This window comes from Cognatazoarcus halotolerans (genome assembly GCF_009800965.1).
Classification (GTDB): domain Bacteria; phylum Pseudomonadota; class Gammaproteobacteria; order Burkholderiales; family Rhodocyclaceae; genus Cognatazoarcus; species Cognatazoarcus halotolerans.
In genome coordinates, this window is the sequence record NZ_WUAF01000011.1 from 41,907 (window position 1) to 62,147 (window position 20,241).

Sequence of the window (20,241 nt, forward strand, 5' to 3'; positions counted from 1 at the left end):
AATGTCCCTGATTCTTCGCCCTGCTACCCGAATGCTTGCGCGCTTTTCGCTTCCCGGGAAGATGGCTTTCATCGCTGTCGTTTTCCTGCTGGTCATTGCGCTTTTGCTCGGGTTCTACTTGAACGCACAGTTCAATTCGATCGACTTTTCGGCGCGCGAACGCGTGGGTGTGGCGGCCATTGCCCCAACGATTGGTATCGCCGAGGCGCTCGGCACACATGCTGCCAAAGCCGACGATGCGTCCTTTCGTGCGGTGGGAAGCGCAATCAAGGCCGCAGCTTCCGAGCTGGAAAAGCCGCTATCCGAGCTTGGCCTGCGCGATCGCTGGCACGAACTCGAACGACAGTGGGACGCCGTAATTGCGGCGGAAAGCGGCAGGGCCGAGGCAGTACAAGCATTCTCGGTGGCCTTGACCGGATTCATCTCGGACGTCGCAGACGCCTCGAACCTCACGCTCGATCCGGATATCGACTCTTACTACTTGATGGATGCGGCGGCCTTTCGCCTGCCGGGTCTGGTCGATTCGGGCCTCCTGATCCATCAACTCGGTGCGGCGCTGTCGCAGCGCGGGCTGGTCCCGGTCAATGACCGTATCCGCATGGCCGAAACCTTCACGGTCTTCAATTCGGTTCTGGAGCCGATTTCGAGCGGTCTGGACAAGGTTGCGGCCGTCAATCCACCCATCGCGCAGGAGTTGGCGGTGGCGCGTGCCAGCCTGGCCAAGACGGTAGAGGCGCTTGGCGTCGCACTGCGAGAGGAAGTGATCGGCAGTGGTGACGCCCCGGTGGTGCCCGGCAAGATCTCTGCCGATGCCGACCATGCGATCGAGAGCGCGCTGGTGCTCTGGCGTGCCAGTCTCGGCAAACTCGATGTGCTGCTCGAGCGGCGTGTCGACGGCATGTACCTGGCAATGTGGGAAACGCTCTTGGTCGTGGCTTTGGCGCTTGTGCTGGCGACCTACTTTTTCCTTGCCGTGCGGGCGCAGATGTCTGGCGCAGTCGGGCGGATTGCAGAGGGCGTCGAACGAATTGCCAAGGGCGACCTGACCAACGATGTCAATCATGACGGTGCCGATGAGTTCGGACAGATTGCCGGCTTGCTAAACACCATGCGCAGCGAACTGGCGAGCCGGTTCGACCGGGAGCGCACGGTTGCGCTCGAAAACCTGCGGATACGCAATGCGCTCGATGGCGCATCAACCGCAATGATGCTGGCCGACGCCGATGGGCGCATTCTGTACATGAACCGCAGCGTCCATACGCTCTTGAGCAAGGCTCAGGACGAGCTTGCGAAACATTTGCCCGGCTTCGACGCGGATCGCCTGATCGGGCGAAATTTCGACGAATTCCATCGCAATCCCGCCCATCAGCGCAGTCTGATCGACAACCTGGCGGGCATGCACGAGGCTTTCATCCAGGTCGGCAGCTATCATTTCCGTCTGCGCGTGAGCCGTGTGTTCGGCAATGATGGCAAGCCGGTCGGTGCCGTGATCGAATGGGTCAATCGCACGGCTGAGGTGAGCGTCGAGAACGAGTTGAGTGGTCTCGTCGAGGCCGCGGTGCGGGGCGATTTCGCCGGCCGTCTGGCCATCGAGGGCAAGAACGGTTTCTTCCGTCAGCTTGCCGAAGGCATGAACCAGTTGATGGGGGTGATCTCGAGCTCGGTGGACGACGTTGCCAGGGTCTTGAATGCGCTGGCGCGCGGTGACCTGACCGACTCGATCACGACCGACTATCAAGGTACTTTCGGCCAACTCAAGGAAGACACCAACGCCACGGTTTCCCGGCTGCGCGAACTGGTCGGACAAATAAAGGAAGCCACCGACGCGATCAATGTTGCTGCCGGCGAGATCGCGGCCGGCAACGGCGACCTCTCCGCGCGCACCGAGGAGCAGGCCAGTTCGCTGGAAGAAACGGCGAGCTCGATGGAAGAAATCAACGTCACCGTGAAAAACAATGCCGAGAACGCCCGTCAGGCCCGAGAGCTGGCGGAACGGTCGGATCTGGTGGCAAGCGCAGGTGGCGAAAAGATGACGCAGGTGGTCAGTACCATGGGCGCCATCCAGGATTCGGCCCGCAAGATTGCGGACATCATCGGGGTGATCGACTCGATCGCGTTCCAGACCAACATCCTCGCGCTCAATGCGGCGGTCGAAGCCGCGAGGGCCGGCGAGCAGGGACGTGGCTTTGCCGTGGTGGCCTCAGAAGTGCGCACACTTGCCCAGCGTAGTGCCCAGGCCGCGCGCGAGATCAAGGGGCTGATCGCCGATTCGGTCAGCCGCGTCGAGAGCGGCGGCACGCTGGTCGACGACGCAGGTGCGACGATGAAGGACATCGTCGACAATTTCCGTGAGTTGTCGTCGCTGGTGGCGCAGATCGCAAGTGCGAGCCACGAACAGAGTAGCGGTATCGAGCAGGTAACGCAGGCGGTCGGGCAGATGGACCAGACCACCCAGCAGAACGCGGCGCTGGTGGAACAGGCTGCAGCGGCTGCAGAGAGTCTTCGCGACCAGGCGGGGGTGCTGTCGCGCACCGTGTCTACCTTTGTCCTTGATGCTTCGCAACGCTCGCCGCAGGCGATCGTCGGTCTCGATTTCGACGGGGCGATCCGTGCCCACATGCAGTGGAAGCAGAAGCTGCGCAGCTATCTCGGGGGCGCGGGAGAAAAGCTCGACGTCACTACCGTGGAACGGGACGACAAGTGCGTACTGGGGTGCTGGCTGCACGGCGACGGAAAGCGTCTCGCGGCCGATCCAGTCTATGTCAGCCTGCGGAGCAAGCATGCCGAGTTCCATCGCTGCGCGGCCAAGGTGATTCGTCTTTCTGACGCAGGCGAGCGCGACGCAGCACAGGCAATGCTCACCAACCAGTTCTCGGCCCTCTCCGATCGAACGGTGCAGGAAATTCGCAACCTGAAAACGAGTTATGGGGCGACGACGCCTCAGGCTGCGCCGGTCCGCAGCGCTACCGAGCAGCGGGCTCCGGCGCGAAACCTGCGTGCCATTTCTGCACCAATGCCAAAGGTAAAGCGTCAGGCAGCGGCTTCGCTCGCGGTGGAAGACGAATGGCAGGAATTCTGAACGAAACGATGCGCCGCCGCGATGACGGCGGTGCTGGTGGGAGAAAGAGCGCATGAAGATCAATTTGCCGGTGACCTCGAACGAGATCGAACTCGAGGCACGTCACCTGATCGTCTCGAAGACGGATTTGAAGGGCCAGATCACCTATGTGAACAAGGACTTCATTGAGATCAGCGGCTTTGCCGAGAGCGAGGCGGTTGGTCAGTCGCACAACATCGTGCGGCACCCGGACATGCCGGTGGAGGCCTTCGAGGACCTGTGGCGTAGCCTCAAGGCTGGCCGGCCCTGGGTCGGCTACGTCAAGAATCGCTGCAAGAACGGCGATTTCTACTGGGTCGAGGCGCACGCCACGCCAATGCTCGAAAATGGCCAAGTGACCGGCTTCATGTCGGTGCGCCGGCGTGCCTCGCGTGAAGCAGTCGCCAGCGCCGAAAAGGCATACAGGCTGTTCCGGGAGGGCAAGGCCAAGGGGCTTGAAATTTGCGACGGCAAGGTCGTCAAGTCGGGCGCGATTGCGCGTGCCGGGCGACTGCTCAGAAACATGAGTCTGCGGGCCACGCTGGGCGGCGCGGCGTGCGGGCTGGTGATGATGGCGATCATCGGCGGCGGCGTCGGGATGTACAACCTCATGAAGTCGAACGACCAGTTGGCGAACTTTGTCGACACCCGGCTTACGCCGAGTGGCGACCTGACCGAAGCAGGTCGTCATTACGCGAATGCACGTGCCGAGTTGATGCTGGCGATGCAGCACGCCCCCGGCAGTTCTTACGCGGCGGCCCATGACCATCCGATCGACAATCACCTCAAGTCGATCGAGACCGATCTTGCAGAAGCCTCGGAGCATTGGGCCAACTATCTGAAAGTCGCCCATGTCGACGCGGGACATGAAGCCCTGCAGATGCGTTACGAGCAGGCCCGCGATGCCATCATCCGTACCGGCATCGAACCGGCAGCGAAGGCGCTCGCTGGCGGCCATTTTGACGAGGCAAGCCGGATTTTGCTGGGTTCGCTGAATCCGAAGTTCGCGACGTTCGCCGAAGTGGCCGAGAGCTTGCTCGCCTTTCAGCTGGATGGCGCCAAGGCGCAGTACACCGCGTCTCAGAATGCGTTCTCGGTTGCACGTACCGAGATCGTTGTCGCGGTTGTGTTGGCAGCGATCATTCTCGTGATCGCCGCCTGGCTGCTGCTGGGGCGCATCCGGCGCCCGCTCGACGAGGCAATTTCGGTCTTCGCGCGGCTGGCAACGGGCCAGACGGACAACGCCATACGGACTGACCGCAATGACGAACTCGGCAAGCTGCTCCAGGGGCTGGAATCGATGCAGACCCGGTTCGGCTTCGATCTGGCCGAGCAAAGACGGGTCGGCGACGAAACCGCGCGCATTCTGCAGGCACTGGATTCGGTGACCACCAACGTGCGCATTGCCGACAAGGACGGCAGGGTGATTTATGCCAACGCTGCGCTCAAGGAGACGCTGAAGCGTACCGAAGCGGTAATCAGGGAGAAGATTCCCGGGTTTTCGGCAGCGAATTTCGTCGGCAGCTCGATCGGGGTCTTCTACGATGACCCGCAGGCGGCACTCGCCAGGTTGGCTGCGTTGCGTGAAACCGTTCGCTCCGAAATCTGGATTGGTGGCCGTCTCTATGCGCTCACCACCAGCCCGATCTTCAATGCCCAGGGCGAGCGTCTCGGTTCTGTTGGCGAGTGGCGTGACCGCACCGACGAGGCGGCTGCGCAGCAGGAAATCAACGCCTTGGTCAGCGCGGCGTCGGAGGGTGACTTTACACAGCACATTGAAGTGGTCGGGAAGGACGGGTTCTTCCTCGAACTGGCACGTGGCATGAACAGCGTGATGGATACCGCCTCGGCTGGCCTGGATGACATCGGACGGGTGATCAATGCCTTGGCGCGTGGCGAGTTGACCGAACGGATCACCGCGGACCACAAAGGCACCTTCGGGCAACTCAGGGACGACATCAATACCACCGTAGAGCGGCTGCGCGAGGTTGTGCTGCGGATCAAGGACGGTGCCGACATGATCAATGTTGCTGCCAACGAGATCGCCATGGGCAACTCGGATCTCTCCGGCCGCACCGAAGAGCAGGCCAGCTCGCTCGAGGAAACCGCAAGTTCGATGGAGCAACTCAACGCCACCGTCCGGCACAACGCAGAGAATGCGCGTGAGGCGCGCGAACTGGCGGTCGACTCCAACCGGGTCGCCGAACGCGGCGGCGAGATGATGACCAAGGTGGTCACCACCATGGGCGCGATCCAGGAATCGGCCCGCAAGATCGCGGACATCATCGGGGTGATCGATTCGATCGCCTTCCAGACGAACATTCTGGCGCTAAATGCTGCAGTCGAAGCCGCCCGGGCTGGTGAGCAGGGACGCGGATTCGCGGTCGTGGCCACGGAAGTGCGCGGGTTGGCACAGCGAAGCGCCCAGGCAGCCCGCGAAATCAAGGGGTTGATTGCCGATTCGGTCGATCGGGTCGAGGATGGCGCCGGCCTGGTCAGTCAGGCCGGCAAGACAATGGACGAGATGCTGGCTAACTTCCATCGGTTGTCGGGCCTCGTCGCCGAAATTGCGGAGGCTAGCCGCGAGCAGAGTTCCGGCATCGAGCAGGTGACCCAGGCCGTCGGTCAGATGGACGAGGTTACGCAACAGAACGCAGCGCTTGTCGAAGAGGCGGCTGCCGCCGCCGAGAGCCTCGAAGAGCAGGCGCGGGGCCTGGTGACAGCGGTAGCGGTGTTCAAGCTCGATGACCGGGCTCCGAGTGGCGCTGCACCGATGCTGGAGATTCATGACTCGGCTTCGAAGGTTGCGGCACTTCCGATGCGCGAACGTGCTCAGGCGAAACCGGTGGTGCGCCCCGCCTTGCCCAAGGTTCGTCGGGGAGCTTCGAACGCCAATGTGGCCGAAGATGAGTGGGAGGAGTTCTGATCGTGGATAGAGCTCCCCTGCCGAAACCGGGTATTGGCGCTGCCAGCGGTCTGGCCCGCGGCGTCAGGGAACGCTTCGCGTCGACTGTGCCGGCAAGAGCGGGCACCCCCAATGAGACCTCACGTGATCGGGAGTTCGTGTTTACCGGAGCCGACTTCAACCGGATTCGCAAACTGATCTACGATCATGCCGGAATCTCGTTGTCGGACGCCAAGCAGGACATGGTGTACAGCCGCTTGGCACGGCGCCTGCGAGCGACCGGTGAAGCCAGTTTTCAGAGCTACCTGTTGCGGGTCGAGCGAGACAAGGTCGAATGGGAGACGTTCGTCAATTCCCTGACCACCAACCTCACCGCTTTCTTCCGTGAGGCACATCACTTCGAGATTCTCGCAGCGCACATGAAGCAGCACCAGAGTCGCAAACCCTACCGGATCTGGTGCTCGGCCGCTTCGACCGGTGAGGAGCCGTATTCGCTTGCGATCACGGCATGCGAGGCATTCGGTTCGCAGACCCCGCCGGTAGAAATCGTCGCCAGCGATATCGACACCCAGGTGCTGTCGGTCGGCGAGAAAGGGATTTACCCGATGGCACGGATCGAGCGTTTGTCGCCCGAGCGCATCCAGCGATATTTCCTGAAGGGGGCTGGCAACCAGCAGGGCATGGTAAGGGTGCGTCCCGAGCTTCAACGCCTGATCCGTTTCCAGCGGGTAAATCTGCTCGAGCCCAACTGGCAGCTCAAAGGCCCGTTCGATGCCCTGTTTTGCCGGAACGTAATGATCTACTTCGACAAGCCCACCCAGTACGGCATCCTCAAACGCTTTGCCCCGTTGCTCGCGCCGCATGGGTGGATGTTTGCCGGACATTCGGAAAGCTTCATGCACGCTGCGGATCTGTTCCGCTCACGGGGGCGGACGGTCTACGAGAGAGTGGATGCAAAAGTCACTTGAAGGTGATTGGCAGGAGCACCTGGCGAAGAATCGTTACTTCGACCGGACGTTCGGTTGCGATGCGGTAAAGGTCCTGCCAGGCGAATATTTCGTCAGCACGCGTGATCTGGTGCTGGTGACGGTGCTCGGCTCCTGCGTGACTGCCTGCATTCGTGATCGGGAAAAGGGGATTGGAGGCATGAACCATTTCATGTTGCCACACGGCGGTTCGGGCGAGGGCAGTCTGATGTCATCTTCGGCCCGCTATGGCGCATATGCGATGGAGGTGTTGCTCAACCATCTCGCCAAGCTCGGTGCCCGGCGCGGCGCGCTGGAAGCAAAGATCTTCGGCGGTGGCCGGGTGATGGCGTCGCTTGCATCGAGCCAGGTTGGTGATCGCAATGCGCGCTTCGTGGTGGACTACCTGAAGCTGGAGGGAATTCCGGTCGTGGCGCAGGATCTGCTCGATGTCTATCCGCGCAAGGTTTACTACTTTCCTGCGAGCGGGCGGGTGATGGTCAAGAAACTGGTGAAAGTTGCCAATGACACGGTTGCTGAACGCGAGCGCGAGTATGAGGCGCGTCTCCAGGGCGGCAGCGTGGCCGGCGAGATCGAGCTCTTTGGCTGAGAACAATACCGATGCCGATCAAGGTATTTATTTGCGACGATTCCGTGGTGATGCGCAGTCTGCTGACGGAGATCATCAATGGTGACCCGCGTCTCAAGGTAGTGGGTGCGGCGCCAGATCCGATCGCCGCCCGCGAGATGATTAAGACCCTGAACCCCGACGTACTGACGCTCGATGTCGAGATGCCGAGGATGGACGGGCTGGAGTTCCTGGACCGCTTGATGCGGCTACGGCCGATGCCGGTGGTCATGATCTCGAGCCTTACCGAGCGAGGCTCCAGCGAGACGTTGCGCGCGCTCGAGCTTGGTGCTGTCGATTTCATGCAGAAGCCGGGTCAGGGGCGGGCGATGAGCGATTTGGCGTGGGAAATTTGCGACAAGATCAAGACGGCCTACCTGGCGCGGCCGCGGCAGACTTCCCGCGTCGGCGGAGCGCACGATGCGGCGCCAACACCCGCGGGCAGGGTGCCCGAGCGAACCCTGCGCGAAAAGATCGTGGTGCTGGGGGCCTCGACCGGGGGAACTGAAGCGATCCGGGAAGTATTGACTCGCCTGCCGGAGGCCTTTCCGCCTGTGTTGATCGTGCAGCACATGCCGGAAATGTTCACCAACTCATTTGCGCGCCGACTCGACGGCCTGTGCGCGCTGACGGTACAGGAGGCCGCGCACGGAGACCGCATCAAGCCCGGCCATGTCTATATAGCGCCCGGTCATTCGCACCTGCTCCTGAAGCGGGTGGCGGGTGGCATGCAATGCGAACTGTCGAGGGCGGATCCGGTAAACCGTCATCGACCCTCGGTGGATGTGCTGTTCAATTCGGCCGCACCGATTCTCGGCTCGAACGGGCTGGGCGTGCTGCTGACCGGCATGGGCAAGGACGGCGCCCAAGGCATGCTTGCGTTGCGCGAGGCGGGTGCATGGACGATTGCGCAGGATCAGGATAGTTGTGTGGTGTGGGGCATGCCGCGCGAGGCAGTGGCGGTGGGCGCTGCGTGCGAGGTGGCCCCGCTGGCCGACGTTGCCGGACGGTTGATTGCGAGGCTGCAACGTTGAAATCCCGGTTGGTTCAGGCAATTTCGCCGGAACCGGCCACAGTCGATAGCAAGGAAAAAGCTAATGGAAACCGTAGTCGATAGAGTCAATGGCGAGGTTGTGATCAGGTTGAACGGGCGTTTCGATTTCAATGCCCACCGTGACTTTCGCGAGGCCGTGGAAACCGCGCTTGCCAGTAGTGGCAACGGGGTGCTCAAGGTCGATCTGGAGAACGTCGCCTACCTGGACAGTTCCGCGCTTGGCATGCTTCTGATGCTGCGCGACAAGGCACGCACGGCGAGCCGCACGGTGGTGTTGTCACAGGCAAAGGGGAGCGTTCGCCAGGTTCTCGAGATAGCGAATTTCGCGAAATTGTTTTCGATTACCGACTAGTTCCGGCCTTTTGGGCGGGGCGGGCTCAAGTTCGGTGCTGTCCGGACGATACACCTTTCATGATGGTTAGAGGCGGAGCCCGAAAGCGGCACCGCAATCTTCCGCGGCCAATTGGAGACAGGGTGTATGAAACACGCCGGACTGTGGGCAATGAGTGTGCCGATCGCACTGGGCAGCTTTGCGGTGACCGCGCTGACTGGCGCGGAGGTCGGTGTTTCGACGGTCGCGGGAGCGGGTGTCTTCGGGCTGCTGGTAGTGTCCGTCCTGGCACTGTATTTGCGCCAGCAAGTGACCGTGCCGCTTGGAGAGATATGCAGAGTCGTCGATGCGATGCGTCGAGACGGCGACCTCTCCCGAAGGGTTACAGCTGCCGGTGGCGACATGAAATGCCTTGCGACCAGCTTCAACGGATTGGTCGAGAGCTTTCAGGGCATCGTGGGCAAAGTCATTTTCGATGCGCGCCGGGTTGCCGCAGCCGCCGATGAGCTGTCGGAGCATGCCAGGCTGGTGGCGGATGGTTCGGATCGCCAACATACTGTGGCGAGCGAAATGGCCCGTTCGATTGATGAGATGAACGCGGGTGTGACGTCGATAACCAATCGGGCCCAGCGCACTGCGCAAAATGCCGAAAACGCCCAGGCGCTGTCGGTTGACGGTGTGGCGGTCGTGGGTGAAGCCAGTACCAAGATTGAGCGTATCGCCGAGTCGGTGGCCCAGTCGGCGCTTACGATCGGGGCGCTCGGGCAGCGATCTTCGGAGATCAGCGGTATCGTCAAGGTCATCCGCGAGATTGCGGACCAGACCAACTTGCTGGCACTCAACGCCGCCATCGAGGCGGCCCGGGCGGGTGAGCAAGGCCGGGGTTTTGCGGTGGTCGCGGACGAAGTGCGCAAGCTCGCCGAGCGAACTTCGGGGGCGACCGGTGAAATCAGCACCCTGATCGAAGCGATCCGGCGGGAGACGGCCCAAGCGATCGACGCGACCCGGATCGTCAGCGAACTGGCATCCGACGGGGCCTCCCTGGCGGGCCGTGCTTCGGATTCGTTACAGGACATCCAGGTCGGAGCGCGCAAGACCATGGACGATGTGGCCGACATGGCGGCTGCAATCGATCAGCAGAGTCGTGAGACCGAGGTGGTCACGACCCATGTAACCAACATCATGGATCTTGCGGGACGGAACTCGGAGCAGGCCGCCAATACGCTAAGCGAGGCACATGGTCTCGAGAGCCTCGCTGCAAATCTTCACGAGATAAGCAACGTGTTTCGACTCGGTGCGTCCGGCGAGGAAGCGATCGCCGTGCACGACCGCATGCCGGCGATCGCTCACCAGGCGGCCCTGGCGATTGCCACTGCTCTCGATCAGGCGATCGAACGTGGCCAGATTTCGCTTGAGGACCTGTTTGCGGAACGCTACGAGGCAATTCCGAACACCCGTCCGCAAAAATACAGAACCGGTTTCGATGAAGTCACTGACAGGATATTCCCGGCCATCCAGGAGGCGCTGCTGGAACAGAATCCGCACATCGTCTATGCAATCGGCTGCGACCGGCGTGGTTATGTCCCGACGCACAACAAGTGCTTCAGCCGGCCGTTGACCGGGAACTACGATGTCGATTTCGTCGGCAATCGTACCAAGCGGATTTTCGATGATCCGGTAGGAAAGAAATGTGGCAGTCATGAACTGCCTTTCCTGATCCAGACCTATCGTCGGGACACTGGCGAGATCATGCACGACATCTCGTCCCCCGTTCATGTTTCCGGACGCCATTGGGGCGGATTCCGGATTGGCTACCGGGCGTAGGCCGCACTCCCTCCCTCTGCGTCCGTTTTCGACCCGCCCCGTGCGGGTCGCTTTGTCTGCGGCGCGTGCTTCGTGTCCGCCACAGAGCTTGAAAAAAACTTCAAGTCGGATTGGGGGCTGCCGTTAATTCCAACAGATAAAGTTTTGGAGCCGCTCCAGTGTTCTGCGGGCGGTTCTTGACGGAGAGATCGAATGTCTGAGCTGTTCAAGAACATCGACGCACGAACCCGCCTTGCCGGGACCAACAAACTGGAGATACTCCTGTTTTCGCTGGGCGTCGATGCGCGTACCGGGCGTCGCGAGACCTTCGGCATCAACGTCTTCAAGGTACGTGAGGTCATGCGTACCCCGGCGATTACCGCTGCACCGGAGATGCCTTCTGCCGTGGAGGGCATGGTCAGTCTGCGCGGCGCGCTGGTGCCGGTTGTCGATCTTGCCAGATACGCGGGAATGGCGAACGAGTCGCCGCGGGAAATCATGATCGTGACTGAATACAACGGACACACCCAGGGGTTCCTGGTGGAGGCGGTGGATACGATCCTGCGTCTCGACTGGGCGCAGATGCGTGTTCCACCCGACATGATGACGGCCAATCTCGGTGGGCTCGTGACCGCGGTGACCGAGCTCGCCGACAACCGCCTGATCATGATGCTGGATGTTGAAAAGGTGTTGTCCGAAACCGCTCGCTACGATGACGAGATTGTTTTCCAGAGTATCGAGCCGATGCAGGAGAGCGACGTCACGATCCTCTATGCGGATGATTCTTCGGTGGCACGCAAACAGATCGAGCGCACGCTCGGGGTTCTTGGCGTGCGCTCGATTGCCTCGGTGAACGGCCGCGCCGCCTGGGACGAACTGAAACGGATGGCCAGGCTTGCCGAGAGTTCGGATCGCAAAGTGAGCGACATGGTGCAGTTGATTCTTACCGATGTCGAAATGCCCGAGATGGACGGCTACATCCTGACCAAGCTGGTCAAGTCTGATCCGCGCTTCAGCGGCATACCGGTGATCATGCATTCGTCGCTGTCCGGAATGTCCAATCAGCAGCTTGGACGGTCGGTGGGGGTGGATGAATATGTTCCCAAATTCGAACCGCAGCGGCTTGCCGAGACGCTGCGCCGGCTGATCGGCCGTGCGGCAGTCAATGCCGCTGCCTGAATCGTGCAGAGAGATGAAAATGGATCGCATTGACAACACACTCCTCGACGCCGTCGATGGCCGCACCCGATTGGCCGGCTCGAATCGCATGGAGATCCTCCTTTTTTCGCTGGGTACCGGCGAAACCTTCGGTATCAACGTATTCAAGGTGCGAGAGGTTTCGAAGACGCCCTTCATTACCAAGTCCCCGAACATGCCGGCGGGCGTCGAAGGACTGATTTCGTTGCGTGGCAACGTCATTCCGGTGCTCGCACTGGCCAAGATCCTGCAACTGGACGACCGTGCGAGCGAGCAGGGCGGATCGATGATGGTGACCGAATACAGCAAGCGGACGCTCGGCTTCCTCGTTCATGAAGTCGACCGGATCATCCGGGTCGATTGGGAGAATGTGCACTCCCCGGACAACGTATCGGGCGGAGCGCAGGGCTATGTCACGGCGATTACGGAAATGCCCGACGGCAAGCTGGTTTCGATCCTCGATGTCGAAACGATCCTTGCCAATACTTTCGGCGAAGGGGCAATCGGCCATATCGACCCGCTCGGTGGGAGCGAGACGGTCAATGTGTTCTTCGTCGATGATTCGGCCGTCGCACGCCGCAAGATTGCCGAAGTCCTCGACAAGCTCGGGGTTCAGCACAAACACGCGGTCAATGGTCTGGAAGCCTGGACCCGGCTCGAAGGAATGGCCGGGCACGCTCAGCAGACTGGCCGGGATCTTCGACGCGACCTGGATCTGATTCTTGTCGATGCCGAGATGCCCGAAATGGACGGCTACGTGCTGACCCGCAACATCAAGAACGACGCGCGTTTCGAGGGCATTCCCGTGGTGATGCATTCGTCGTTGTCGTCCGAAGCGAACCGGGCCATGGGCAAACGGGTTGGGGTGGATGGCTATATCGCAAAATTCGACGCGGATGTACTTGCCGATACGCTGCGTCCGATGTTGTTGAAGCCCGCCAAGGGCTGACTCCGGAGAACATGATGGCGGATCCAAAAATGAAATTCCTGGTTGTTGATGACTTTTCCACCATGCGCCGAATCGTGCGCAATCTGCTCAAGGAGCTTGGCTTCTCGAATGTGGATGAGGCCGAAGATGGTCTCGTCGCCCTGCAGAAGCTCAATTCGGCCGCCTTCGATTTCGTAGTCACCGATTGGAACATGCCGAACATGGACGGCCTGACCTTGCTCAAGTCGATCCGGGCTACGCCACATCTCAAACATCTGCCGGTGCTGATGATCACGGCCGAAGCGAAAAAGGAAAACATCATTGCCGCAGCTCAGGCAGGTGCCAGTGGTTACATCGTGAAGCCCTTCACTGCAGCGACGATGTCGGAGAAGCTCGAGAAGATCTTCGAAAAGATGGGCCAGAAGGCTGCCTGACAACGGACCGATCAAAAAACTTAAGGGAGCCGGGAAATGGCGAAGCGGCTGAAATTCGATGAGTCGGGTGATAGTGACGATCTGCAGGCATTGTTTGACAGCATTGCCTCCAGCCCGGTCAAACCCCGACTCGAAGTGATCAATGACGTCACCGCTTCCGGCGATGATGACGAACTCCAGTCGCTGTTCGACTCGGTTGCTGCAGAGTTTGGTGACATGCCTGCCGCCGGCGAAGATCAAGCGGGCGGTGCAGAGGCACTGGCCTCGGCGGAGAGTCTGGATCACGCCCACGCGCCGGAGCAGGTGGGCGATGCCGTCTTCAATCGCATTGGCCACATGACGCGGCAACTTCACGACACCTTGCGCGAGCTCGGTTACGACCAGGCGTTGCAGCAGGCGGCCGAGTCGATTCCGGACGCACGCCAGCGGCTTCTGTACATCTCGCAGATGACCGAGCAGGCGGCCAGTCGGGTGCTGAACGCAACCGATATCGCCAAACCGATCCAGGAACGGATCGAAGCGCGTGCCGGTGCACTTCATGCCCGTTGGGAGTCTGTTTTCGCGAACAAGCTTTCGGCAGACGACTTCAAGACGCTTGCTGTTGAAACCCGGACTTTCCTTGGTGAAACGGTAAAGGACAGCCGGGCCACCAATTCGCAGCTGACCGAAATCATGATGGCGCAGGATTTTCAGGATCTGACCGGGCAGGTCATCAAGCGGGTGATCGATCTGGCACAGCGGCTCGAGAGCCAGTTGCTTCAGGTGTTGATCGAATCAATGCCAGCCGAGCGCAAGGGCGAGAAGTCGTCGAGTCTCATGAACGGCCCGGTGATCAACGCCGCGGGGCGCGACGACGTGGTGAGCAGTCAGGAGCAGGTGGACGATCTGCTCGAGAGCTTGGGATTCTGATCGGGCGCAAGCCGAATGGTGGCAGCAAGAACACGTGGTTCGCGCCGTTTGTGTGCGGATAGTGCGGATGGGAGCAAGGGATAATGAGCGATTTCGCCGGAATGGAAGATCTTCTGCAGGATTTCCTCGTCGAAGCGGGGGACCTGCTTTCGGGTGTCGACAACAAGCTGGTGGATCTGGAGCGGACGCCGGCGGATCGTGGCCTGCTCAACGATATCTTCCGCGGTTTTCATACCATCAAGGGTGGTGCGGGTTTCCTGAATGCCACCGAGCTGGTCACCCTGTGCCACCTGACCGAGAACCTCTTCGACAAACTGCGTAACGGTGAGCTCGAAATCTCGACCGAGACGATGGATGTCATCCTCGCCGCAACCGGCGTGGTCCGCGACATGTTCGGCAGCCTCGAGGCCGGAAGGCAACCGGCTGCCGCGAGTGCCGAGCTGATCGACAAGCTCAAGTGCGCGATCGCAGGTGATCTCGGTGTGGCGCCGGTGAAAGCGATGGACCCGGAGCTCGATACTCCGGCGGCGGGCGAATTGCTCGATGCTGGGAGCGGTCCCGATTGGGACCAATTGCACGCGATCGTGACGGGCACTCCGGTCGTGAAGGTCGAAACACCCGTTACCGTCGCCGAGCCGGTACATGCCGACGTCGCGGGCAAGACACCGGAACAGATCATCCAGGCAGCGGTGGGGCGGCGTGCCAGCGACAAGCCAGGCTACAGTGGTCCCGGGGGGCGCCGCGATTCGGAGAAGACTCGCGAGAACTCGATTCGTGTCGATACAACCCGACTCGATCAGGTGCTGAACCTGTCAGGCGAAATCGGCCTCACGAAGAACCGACTCAACGCCTTGCGTAGCGATATCCTCAATGGCAAGACCGACACCGAGACGGTGCATGCGCTCGACATCGCGGTAAGTCAGCTCGATCTCCTTGTCTCCGACTTGCAGAACGCGGTCATGAAAACCCGCATGCAGCCGATTGGCCGCCTGTTCCAGAAATACCCGCGAATTGCCCGCGATCTCGCCCGCAGTCTCGGCAAGGATGTGGAGCTGGTGCTGGCTGGCGAGGAAACCGAGATTGACAAGACAATGATCGAGGATCTCTCGGATCCGATCATCCACCTTGTCCGGAACGCGGTCGATCACGGTGTCGAGGATGCACCCGAGCGCACAGCCAACGGCAAGCCGCTGAAATCGATGGTGCGTCTTGAGGCACGGCAGGAAGGCGACCACATCGTCATCCTGATCGAAGACGACGGGCGCGGCATGAACGCCGAGAAATTGCGCGCCAAGGCGCTCGAAAAAGGCCTCATCACCGATGAAGAGGCCAACATGATGGACGAACGCCAGAGCTACAATCTGGTGTTCCTGCCCGGCTTTTCGATGGCAAGCCAGGTTTCGGACGTTTCGGGGCGCGGGGTTGGTATGGACGTTGTCCGCACCAACATCCAGAAGCTCAACGGGACCATCGATATCAGCTCGACGCTCGGAAAGGGCACGACTTTCGTGATCAATCTGCCACTCACGCTCGCAATCCTGCCGGTCTTGCTGGTGCGGGTCGGAGAGCAGCCGCTGGCGGTACCGCTATCGATGGTTCGCGAAATCTTGCCGATCGAGATCGAGCAGGTGCAGGAAGTGGGCGGGCGCGCCACGATGGTGGTGCGTGGCGAGGTGCTCCCGATCCTCCCGCTGGCGACCATGCTCGGCTGGGAGATCGATCAGACTCCTGAATACGGCGTGCTGATGCAGGCAGCGGAACACAGCTTCATCCTCGCCATCGACAGCTTTGCGGGGCGCGAAGACGCGGTGATCAAATCGCTGGATGATTTCCGGCCCAAGGGCGTTGCCGGTGTGACGACGCTGTCGAATGGACAGATCGTGCTGATTCTCGACATGAAGGAACTTCTTGGATCGCAGGGCGAGCAACGTGGTCTGCCCCGCAGCCGGTTGATCCGGCAGGTGCCCATGGCGGCCTGACCAACCCTGGCCGTTTCCCCCGGCTGGCGACCTGCGTCACGCTTTGTGACGGAGGTCGCTTGTCTGTGTGTGCCTGTCTGACCTAGGATCCTCCCCATTGGTGCCGTTCCGCGGCCGGGTTCCGGTTTTCTCCGGCACGCGCGGCGCCGTCAATCTGGCATACGGGGCGGATCTTGACGGACTTTGACTTCGATCATTGGTGTGAGCTGGCTTGCCGCGAACCCGCGCGGTACTACCGCGAGCGCGACCGGGTGATTTCGGAGTTCATCGATGCTCATCCGGCCGAGGAGGCAGAACGGCTGCGCGAGCTGCAGGCGCATGTCGATGCGACCCGCGCTCTGGCCGGGGTGCCTCTGAAGGCAACGCGTCAACTGCTCGGTCTGATAGAAGACCGTCTCGAAGCGATGCGCGATCGCTTGCTTGAGCTGCAGCGGGAAACCGAGCAGTTGTCCCGATCCTTGAAGCAAGGGCCTCACAAGTAAACCGTTGCGCCGGGTCTTGCTGCATCGCCCGGGCGATGCCGGTTCGGTCAGGCAGTCGTCGCCAGCAGGGTCTCGAACGCGACTTCGAACTGCCGTAGCCCGTCGGCCTTGAGTTCTTCGCCGACTGCGTTCATGTCTATGCCGAGCGCTTCCAGTTGGGTGAACTGGGACTCGGCCCGTGACAGATCCTTGGTGATGGTCTCGGCGACCTTGCCGTGATCGCGAAGGGCCGCAAGGGTTGCGTCGGGCACGGTGTTGACCGTTTCCTTTCCGATCAGCGGCTCGACGTAAAGCAGATCGTCGTAGCTGGGATTCTTGGTGCCGGTGCTGGCCCACAGCAATTGCTGCGGACGCGCACCTGCATTGAGCAGATCGGCGAATTCAGGGCCGTGAAAGCGCGTGAGATAGCGCTGGTAGGCGAGCTTTGCCATCGCCACCGCGCTGTAGCCACACAGTGTGGTGGCATCGCCACCGAGCGCCTCGAGCCGCTTGTCGACCAGAGTGTCCACCCGGCTCAGGAAAACGCTTGCGACCGACTTTACGCTCGAGATATCTCCGCCGGACTGACGCAGCTGTTCAATGCCCCTGATGTACGCCTGGCCAACCGCGTCCACATCTGCAAGCGAAAACATGAGCGTGACGTTGATGCTGACCCCCTCGCCAATCAGGGTCTGGATGGCGTGGATGCCGGCGTTGGTGGCAGGAATCTTGATCAGTACGTTTGGACGGTCGACCGCCTCACGCAGACGTCTTGCCGCGGCAACGGTTCCGGCCTCGTCGTTTGCCAGTGCTGGTGAAACCTCGAGGCTGACGTAACCCGCGTCGCCACGCGAACGATCGAACACCGGCGCCAGCATGTCGCACGCGCGTTGCACGTCGGTAACGGCGAGTCGTTCGTAGCGTGCTTCAGCCGACAGGTCCTTCTCCTTGAGCGCCTCGAGCTCTTCCGCATAGTAGCGACCCGCCGTGATCGCCTTCTGGAAGATTGCCGGATTGGTGGTGACGCCGGCAAGACCGTCGTCTGCAATCAGGCTGGCGAGTTCGCCGTCGTTCAGAAGGGTCCGGGAGAGGTTGTCGAGCCAGATTTGCTGGCCGCGTTTTCGTACTTCGAGAAGAGGGTTCATGGCAATGCGCTGGACTACGGTAATGAAGTATTGTGCATCGAAAAGTGTGACGGGCGAAAGTTGTCATGTCTGTCGGTGCGAACCCTTCCGCGGGCGGTGACGCCAGACCCGCTCCGGCGGACGCTCCCGGGTCCTTGGTCAGCCGTTGATCGACCGGTTGTTCCGCCAGCTGACCGGAAGTGCTTCGGTCCAGCCAAGGCGACCGAGCAATGCAGAAAAATCCTCGGATGGCGGGGCTGTCAGCAAGACCGGTTTCCCGCTTGCCGGGTGGGTAAACGTCATTTCGACGCAGGCCAGAAGCAGTCGGTGACTGTCCAGCCTTTCCTGGAAGCTGCGGTTGTGTATGCCCTTGCCGAAGGTTGCGTCACCAATGATCGGGTGCGCGATATGTTTCATGTGGCGCCTGAGCTGATGGCGCCGTCCGGTCTTCGGTGCGAGGGCCAGCAGCGCATAACGGCTACGCGGATAGCGGTCGATCGCCCAAGGGAGTTCGATGGTCGCAAGGCGGGTGAAGTCGGTGATTGCCGGCTGAGGCGCATCGCTGGCTGCATGACGGGACCTTTCGGCATCGTCGCGACGGCGGCTCAAGGGGTAGTCGATGTGGCCCGTGGCAGCTGGGTGCCCGCGCACCACGGCGAGGTAGTGCTTGATCACTGCCCGGGACTCGAACTGGCTGCCGAGCAGGGCCGCCGTGCTGCGGTCCAGCGCAAAAACCAGGATGCCCGAGGTCCCCTTGTCGAGGCGGTGCACCGGGTGAACATGCTGGCCGATCTGGTCACGCAGCAACTGGACCGCAAAGCGGGTTTCGTTGCGGTCCAGTTCGCTGCGATGAACCAACAGACCGGCCGGCTTGTGAATGGCGATGATATGTTCATCGCGGAACAGGATGGGTAGCACTGCGGGTGGTGCTTCAAGTGGGCCGGTGCGTCCGGGTGGTCAGGAAAATCCCTCGAAGAGCTGAACCTGGACTGCGCTCCCCGGGGCGACGTTGGCCGACGACTCTGGCAGGACGATGAAGCAGTTGGCTTCCGACATCGAGCGCAGCACGCCCGAGCCCTGCGCCCCGGTTGGTTCGACCTTCCAGCCACCTTCGCTGCGGTGCAGGCTTGCACGTATGAACTCGCGACGTCCGGGTTGCTTGCGGATGTGACCGGTGCATTCAGCCTCGAGCAATGGGCGCTCGGGCAACGGCGCTACACCCATCAGCTTGAGCAGGGCATCCAGTACGAACTGGTAGTAAGTGACCATGACCGCAACGGGATTGCCGGGAAGGCCGAAGAGCAGGGTGGTCCCGATCTTTCCGAAAGCCATCGGCCGGCCCGGCTTGATGTTGATCTTCCAGAAGGCGACGTCACCGAGTTTCTGCAGCAGCGCTTTGATGAAATCTGCCTCGCCGACCGAAACGCCACCGCTGGTGAGAATGACGTCGGCGCTGGCCGCCGCATCGACAAGAGCCTTCTCGAGTGCGGCAGGTTGATCCGGAATCACGCCCATGTCGAGCAGCTCGCAATCGAGATGGCTCAGAACGCCAAAGAGTATGTAGCGATTGCTGTCGTATATCTGCCCCGGCGCGAGGGGAGACCCGATCGACGCGATCTCGTCGCCGGTGGAAAAGAACGCAACCCTCAAGCGCCGCCGTACCTTGACCTCCGCGATACCCAGTGAGGCGATCAAGCCAAGTTCGGCCGGGCCCAGCCGCTTGCCGCTCGGCAGTGCCACGGCGCCCTGTGCCAGATCCTCTCCCGCGCGCCGGATGTTCTGTCCCGAACGCTGCCCGGCCGGGATGATCACTTCCGAATTCTCGGTCCGCGTAATCTCCTGTACGACGACGCAGTCTGCTCCGCGCGGCAGCACGGCGCCGGTCATCACCCGTACCGCCTGCCCCTTGCCGATCAATCCCGAGAATGGCACGCCGGCGAGCGCAGTACCGACCACGCCGAGCCGGGTCTCGGCGTCTTCCAGCAGATCGGCGGCCCGGACGGCGTATCCGTCCATCGCCGAATTGTCATGGGCCGGTACGTTGAACGGTGCGATCACGTCTTCGGCAAGAACCCGGCCCAGCCCGGTGCGAACCGGCACGCTGCACCAGCCTTCGATGGGGGTGATGCCGTCGAGGATTGCACGTCGCGCATCATCCACCGAAAGTGACTGGCGGTCGGGCTTCAGCGCTGGAGCCGGGTTTGCTTGCATGTTCGAACGGATCCTGAGATGTCTGCCGGGCGTGAGGTTTCGAGCGGTCCGGCAAGATGGTTTCGGAAGTGCGATAAATATCACACATTGCCGGTTTGCAGGGACGTGCCGAATACCGTTGAAACCCTCATGGGCATTGACAATGGAACACTCGCGCGTATTCTGGGAATTCCTATCCGTGTCGGTCGCGTTCGTTCCGCGCAGCGCCACGGGCG

Annotated in this window: 16 protein-coding genes; 13 read left to right on the top strand and 3 right to left on the bottom strand. The window is 61.3% G+C overall.

Features of this window, described 5'->3' with window-relative positions; all coding sequences use genetic code 11:
* Position 1: 1 nt before the first annotated feature.
* From GQB03_RS23480 to GQB03_RS14550, 13 genes are all read left to right on the top strand, one after another.
* A complete protein-coding gene (locus tag GQB03_RS23480) occupies positions 2-3,079 on the top strand; it encodes a methyl-accepting chemotaxis protein (protein ID WP_159690778.1) in 3,078 nt (1,025 codons plus the stop codon).
* A gap of 52 nt (positions 3,080-3,131) precedes the next feature.
* Complete coding sequence (locus GQB03_RS14495) at positions 3,132-6,023, top strand: methyl-accepting chemotaxis protein (protein ID WP_159690780.1); 2,892 nt, start codon at positions 3,132-3,134, stop codon at positions 6,021-6,023.
* Positions 6,024-6,109: 86 nt separating this feature from the next.
* Positions 6,110-6,970, top strand: a complete 861-nt coding sequence (locus tag GQB03_RS14500; RefSeq protein WP_159691177.1) for a CheR family methyltransferase — start codon at positions 6,110-6,112, stop codon at positions 6,968-6,970.
* Positions 6,954-7,577, top strand: a complete 624-nt coding sequence (cheD, locus tag GQB03_RS14505; RefSeq protein WP_159690783.1) for a chemoreceptor glutamine deamidase CheD — start codon at positions 6,954-6,956, stop codon at positions 7,575-7,577. Before GQB03_RS14500 ends, cheD begins: the two co-directional genes overlap by 17 nt.
* An 11-nt stretch (positions 7,578-7,588) precedes the next feature.
* Positions 7,589-8,629, top strand: a complete 1,041-nt coding sequence (locus tag GQB03_RS14510; protein ID WP_159690786.1) for a protein-glutamate methylesterase/protein-glutamine glutaminase — start codon at positions 7,589-7,591, stop codon at positions 8,627-8,629.
* A 63-nt stretch (positions 8,630-8,692) separates the two neighbouring features.
* A complete protein-coding gene (locus GQB03_RS14515) occupies positions 8,693-9,001 on the top strand; it encodes an STAS domain-containing protein (protein ID WP_159690789.1) in 309 nt (102 codons plus the stop codon).
* A 126-nt stretch (positions 9,002-9,127) separates the two neighbouring features.
* On the top strand, positions 9,128-10,804 hold the full coding sequence (locus tag GQB03_RS14520; protein ID WP_235027074.1) for a methyl-accepting chemotaxis protein: 1,677 nt from the start codon (positions 9,128-9,130) through the stop codon (positions 10,802-10,804).
* Positions 10,805-10,996: 192 nt separating this feature from the next.
* Complete coding sequence (locus GQB03_RS14525; protein WP_159690791.1) at positions 10,997-11,962, top strand: chemotaxis protein; 966 nt, start codon at positions 10,997-10,999, stop codon at positions 11,960-11,962.
* A 19-nt stretch (positions 11,963-11,981) separates the two neighbouring features.
* Positions 11,982-12,929, top strand: a complete 948-nt coding sequence (locus tag GQB03_RS14530) for a chemotaxis protein (RefSeq protein WP_159690794.1) — start codon at positions 11,982-11,984, stop codon at positions 12,927-12,929.
* 14 nt (positions 12,930-12,943) lie between these two features.
* Entirely contained in the window at positions 12,944-13,342 is a 399-nt protein-coding gene (gene cheY / locus GQB03_RS14535) for a chemotaxis response regulator CheY (RefSeq protein WP_159690796.1), read from the top strand.
* Between the two features lie 36 nt (positions 13,343-13,378).
* Positions 13,379-14,251, top strand: a complete 873-nt coding sequence (cheZ, locus tag GQB03_RS14540) for a protein phosphatase CheZ (protein WP_159690799.1) — start codon at positions 13,379-13,381, stop codon at positions 14,249-14,251.
* A gap of 83 nt (positions 14,252-14,334) precedes the next feature.
* Positions 14,335-16,230: a chemotaxis protein CheA gene (locus GQB03_RS14545; RefSeq protein WP_200832237.1), complete on the top strand. Its 1,896-nt coding sequence runs from the start codon at positions 14,335-14,337 to the stop codon at positions 16,228-16,230.
* A gap of 173 nt (positions 16,231-16,403) precedes the next feature.
* Complete coding sequence (locus tag GQB03_RS14550; RefSeq protein ID WP_159690801.1) at positions 16,404-16,712, top strand: DUF3135 domain-containing protein; 309 nt, start codon at positions 16,404-16,406, stop codon at positions 16,710-16,712.
* 47 nt (positions 16,713-16,759) lie between these two features.
* Here GQB03_RS14550 and tal read toward each other — a convergent pair whose 3' ends face one another.
* The 3 genes from tal to moeA form a co-directional block, all read right to left on the bottom strand.
* Complete coding sequence (gene tal, locus GQB03_RS23255) at positions 16,760-17,836, bottom strand: transaldolase (protein ID WP_235027075.1); 1,077 nt, start codon at positions 17,834-17,836, stop codon at positions 16,760-16,762.
* A gap of 138 nt (positions 17,837-17,974) precedes the next feature.
* Entirely contained in the window at positions 17,975-18,733 is a 759-nt protein-coding gene (locus tag GQB03_RS23260; protein WP_235027076.1) for a pseudouridine synthase, read from the bottom strand.
* Between the two features lie 39 nt (positions 18,734-18,772).
* Positions 18,773-20,026 (bottom strand): molybdopterin molybdotransferase MoeA, encoded by a 1,254-nt coding sequence (gene moeA / locus GQB03_RS14560; RefSeq protein ID WP_159690803.1) that lies wholly within the window; start codon positions 20,024-20,026, stop codon positions 18,773-18,775.
* Positions 20,027-20,241: the final 215 nt, after the last annotated feature.

Bases quoted from the DNA above. Each gene is read 5' to 3' on its own strand.
- GQB03_RS14515 (WP_159690789.1), top strand. From the start codon at position 8,693: ATGGAAACCGTAGTCGATAGAGTCAATGGCGAGGTTGTGATCAGGTTG.
- cheZ (WP_159690799.1), top strand. From the start codon at position 13,379: ATGGCGAAGCGGCTGAAATTCGATGAGTCGGGTGATAGTGACGATCTG.
- GQB03_RS14510 (WP_159690786.1), top strand. From the start codon at position 7,589: ATGCCGATCAAGGTATTTATTTGCGACGATTCCGTGGTGATGCGCAGT.
- GQB03_RS14495 (WP_159690780.1), top strand. From the start codon at position 3,132: ATGAAGATCAATTTGCCGGTGACCTCGAACGAGATCGAACTCGAGGCA.
- cheY (WP_159690796.1), top strand. From the start codon at position 12,944: ATGGCGGATCCAAAAATGAAATTCCTGGTTGTTGATGACTTTTCCACC.
- GQB03_RS14545 (WP_200832237.1), top strand. From the start codon at position 14,335: ATGAGCGATTTCGCCGGAATGGAAGATCTTCTGCAGGATTTCCTCGTC.
- cheD (WP_159690783.1), top strand. From the start codon at position 6,954: ATGCAAAAGTCACTTGAAGGTGATTGGCAGGAGCACCTGGCGAAGAAT.
- moeA (WP_159690803.1), bottom strand. From the start codon at position 20,026: ATGCAAGCAAACCCGGCTCCAGCGCTGAAGCCCGACCGCCAGTCACTT.
- GQB03_RS14525 (WP_159690791.1), top strand. From the start codon at position 10,997: ATGTCTGAGCTGTTCAAGAACATCGACGCACGAACCCGCCTTGCCGGG.
- GQB03_RS14530 (WP_159690794.1), top strand. From the start codon at position 11,982: ATGGATCGCATTGACAACACACTCCTCGACGCCGTCGATGGCCGCACC.
- GQB03_RS14520 (WP_235027074.1), top strand. From the start codon at position 9,128: ATGAAACACGCCGGACTGTGGGCAATGAGTGTGCCGATCGCACTGGGC.
- GQB03_RS23480 (WP_159690778.1), top strand. From the start codon at position 2: ATGTCCCTGATTCTTCGCCCTGCTACCCGAATGCTTGCGCGCTTTTCG.
- tal (WP_235027075.1), bottom strand. From the start codon at position 17,836: ATGAACCCTCTTCTCGAAGTACGAAAACGCGGCCAGCAAATCTGGCTC.